Below are 4,097 nucleotides of genomic sequence, written 5' to 3'. Positions count from 1 at the left end.
GCCGCCGCCTCGCTCCGGCGCGCCCCCCCCCGCGCCCCTGTTTTGGGTTGGGGGGGGGGGGGGCGCGCGAGCCGTCCCCCGCCCCCGCCCCGCCCCCAGGCCCCCCTCAGACCACAGACAGACTCTCGAATTACGAAAGAGGGCTTGACGACCAGTGCTTGACGTCAACTTCTTCGACGAGCTCCGCATCGGCCTGGCCACGGCTGACGACATCCGCCAGTGGTCCCACGGCGAGGTCAAGAAGCCGGAGACCATCAACTACCGCACGCTGAAGCCGGAAAAGGACGGCCTTTTCTGCGAGAAGATCTTCGGTCCCACCCGGGACTGGGAGTGCTACTGCGGTAAGTACAAGCGCGTCCGCTTCAAGGGCATCATCTGCGAGCGCTGCGGCGTCGAGGTGACCCGCGCCAAGGTGCGCCGCGAGCGGATGGGCCACATCGAGCTGGCCGCCCCGGTCACCCACATCTGGTACTTCAAGGGTGTCCCGTCCCGCCTGGGCTACCTGCTGGACCTGGCGCCGAAGGACCTCGAGAAGGTCATCTACTTCGCCGCCTACATGATCACCTGGGTGGACGACGAGCGCCGCCAGCGCGACCTGCCCTCGCTCGAGGCGCACGTCTCGGTCGAGCGCCAGCAGATCGAGAACCGCCGCGACGCCGACCTCGAGGCCCGCGCCAAGAAGGCCGAGACCGACCTGGCCGAGCTGGAGGCCGAGGGCGCCAAGGCCGACGTGCGCCGCAAGGTGCGCGAGGGTGCCGAGCGCGAGATGAAGCAGCTGCGCGACCGCGCGCAGCGCGAGATCGACCGCCTCGACGAGGTCTGGGCCCGGTTCAAGAACCTCAAGGTCCAGGACCTGGAGGGCGACGAGCTGCTCTACCGCGAGCTGCGCGACCGGTTCGGCACCTACTTCTCCGGTTCGATGGGCGCCGCCGCGCTCAAGGACCGGCTGGAGAGCTTCGACCTGGCCGAGGAGGCCGAGCGCCTCCGCGAGATCATCCGCACCGGCAAGGGCCAGAAGAAGACCCGTGCGCTCAAGCGCCTCAAGGTCGTCTCCGCCTTCCTGCAGACCAGCAACAAGCCCAACGGCATGGTGCTGGACTGCGTCCCGGTGATCCCGCCGGACCTGCGTCCGATGGTCCAGCTCGACGGTGGCCGGTTCGCCACCTCCGACCTGAACGACCTGTACCGCCGCGTGATCAACCGCAACAACCGCCTGAAGCGCCTGCTCGACCTCGGGGCTCCCGAGATCATCGTGAACAACGAGAAGCGCATGCTCCAGGAGGCGGTCGACGCCCTCTTCGACAACGGCCGCCGCGGCCGCCCGGTGACGGGCCCCGGCAACCGTCCGCTGAAGTCCCTCAGCGACATGCTGAAGGGCAAGCAGGGTCGTTTCCGCCAGAACCTGCTCGGCAAGCGCGTCGACTACTCGGCCCGTTCGGTCATCGTCGTCGGCCCGCAGCTCAAGCTGCACCAGTGCGGCCTGCCCAAGGCCATGGCGCTGGAGCTCTTCAAGCCGTTCGTGATGAAGCGCCTGGTCGACCTGAACCACGCGCAGAACATCAAGTCGGCCAAGCGCATGGTCGAGCGCGCCCGCCCGGTGGTGTGGGACGTCCTCGAAGAGGTCATCGCCGAGCACCCGGTGCTGCTGAACCGTGCGCCCACCCTGCACCGCCTGGGCATCCAGGCCTTCGAGCCGCAGCTGGTCGAGGGCAAGGCCATCCAGATCCACCCGCTCGTCTGCACCGCGTTCAACGCGGACTTCGACGGTGACCAGATGGCCGTCCACCTCCCGCTGAGCGCGGAGGCCCAGGCCGAGGCCCGCATCCTGATGCTGTCCTCGAACAACATCCTGAAGCCGGCCGACGGTCGCCCCGTCACCATGCCGACCCAGGACATGGTGCTCGGTCTGTTCTTCCTGACCTCGGACCGCGAGGACGTGAAGGGCACCGGTCGCTCCTTCTCGTCGACCGCCGAGGCGATCATGGCCTTCGACGCGCGCGAGCTGGCCGTGCAGGCGCCGATCAACCTGCGCCTGCCGATCGGCACCGTGCCGCCGCGGGGCTGGACCCCGCCGGTGGACGAGGAGTTCGGCGACGGCCAGCCGTCCTGGACCGAGGGCGAGTCGTTCCGGCTCACCACGACCCTGGGCCGCGCGCTCTTCAACGAGCTGCTGCCCGAGGACTACCCGTTCGTCGACTACGAGGTGGGCAAGAAGCAGCTCTCCGCGATCGTCAACGACCTGGCCGAGCGGTACCCCAAGGTCGTCGTCGCGGCGACCCTGGACAACCTGAAGGCGGCCGGCTTCCACTGGTCGACCCGTTCGGGCGTCACCGTCTCGATCTCCGACGTCGTGGTCCCGCCGAGCAAGCCGCAGATCCTCGAGGGCTACGAGGCGCAGGCCGAGAAGGTCCAGAAGAACTACGAGCGCGGTCTGATGACCAACGACGAGCGCAAGCAGGAGCTCGTCAACATCTGGACCAAGGCGACCAACGAGGTCGCCGAGGCGATGAACGCGAACTTCCCGAAGACGAACCCCATCTTCATGATGGTCGACTCGGGCGCCCGCGGAAACATGATGCAGATGCGTCAGATCGCCGGTATGCGTGGTCTGGTGTCGAACGCCAAGAACGAGACCATCCCGCGTCCCATCAAGGCCTCGTTCCGTGAGGGCCTGTCCGTGCTGGAGTACTTCATCTCCACCCACGGTGCCCGTAAGGGTCTGGCCGACACCGCGCTGCGCACCGCCGACTCGGGTTACCTGACCCGTCGTCTGGTGGACGTCTCGCAGGACGTGATCATCCGCGAGGAGGACTGCGGCACCGAGCGCGGCCTCAAGCTGGCGATCGGCGTGGTCGGCGAGGACGGCGTGCTGCGCAAGACGGACGACGTCGAGACCAGCGTGTACGCCCGCATGCTGGCCGAGGACATCACCGTCGACGGCCGGCTCATCGCGACCGCCAACACCGACCTCGGTGACGTGCTGATCGACGAGCTGATCCGCCTGGGCATCGGCGAGGTCAAGACCCGCTCGATCCTGACCTGCGAGTCGGCCGTCGGCACCTGTGCCTTCTGCTACGGCCGTTCGCTGGCCACCGGCAAGCTGGTCGACATCGGTGAGGCGGTCGGCATCATCGCCGCCCAGTCCATCGGTGAGCCCGGTACCCAGCTGACGATGCGTACCTTCCACACCGGTGGTGTGGCCGGTGACGACATCACCCAGGGTCTGCCCCGTGTCGTCGAGCTCTTCGAGGCCCGTACCCCGAAGGGTGTGGCCCCGATCTCGGAGGCCGCCGGCCGGGCCCGGATCGAGGACACCGAGAAGACCCGCAAGATCGTCATCACCCCGGACGACGGCACCGACGAGGTCGCGTACCCCGTCTCCAAGCGCGTCAAGCTCCTGGTGAGCGAGGGCGAGCAGGTCGAGGTCGGCCAGAAGCTGACCATGGGTGCCACCAACCCGCACGACGTGCTGCGGATCATGGGCCAGCGCGCCGTCCAGGTCCACCTGGTCGCCGAGGTCCAGAAGGTCTACAACTCGCAGGGCGTGTCGATCCACGACAAGCACATCGAGATCATCATCCGGCAGATGCTCCGCCGCGTGACGATCATCGAGTCGGGCGACGCCGAGCTGCTCCCGGGCGAGCTGGTCGAGCGCGGCCGGTTCGAGACCGAGAACCGTCGGGTGGTCTCCGAGGGCGGTCACCCCGCCTCCGGTCGTCCGCAGCTGATGGGTATCACCAAGGCCTCGCTGGCCACCGAGTCCTGGCTGTCGGCCGCCTCCTTCCAGGAGACGACCCGGGTGCTCACCGACGCGGCGATCCACGCCAAGTCGGACCCGCTGCTGGGCCTCAAGGAGAACGTCATCCTCGGTAAGCTCATCCCGGCCGGTACGGGTCTGCCCCGCTACCGCAACATCCGGGTCGAGCCGACCGAGGAGGCCAAGGCCGCGATGTACTCGGCCGTCGGCTACGACGACTACGACCTGTCGCCCTTCGGCGCCGGCTCCGGCCAGGCGGTCCCGCTGGACGACTACGACTACGGCCCGTACACCGGCTGAGTCCAGGTCCGAACGCCGCAGGGCGGCCACCCCCCGTGGG

Annotated in this window: 1 protein-coding gene; it reads left to right on the top strand. The window is 68.3% G+C overall.

What is annotated here, in order from left to right; translation table 11 throughout:
- Positions 1 to 154: 154 nt before the first annotated feature.
- On the top strand, positions 155 to 4,057 hold the full coding sequence (locus tag ACFW1A_RS35210) for a DNA-directed RNA polymerase subunit beta' (protein WP_380416554.1): 3,903 nt from the start codon (positions 155 to 157) through the stop codon (positions 4,055 to 4,057).
- The last annotated feature ends 40 nt before the right edge of the window (positions 4,058 to 4,097 follow it).

Source organism: Kitasatospora sp. NPDC058965 (genome assembly GCF_042741245.1).
GTDB lineage: Bacteria > Actinomycetota > Actinomycetes > Streptomycetales > Streptomycetaceae > Kitasatospora.
This window is presented reverse-complemented; position numbering and strand designations above follow the sequence as displayed.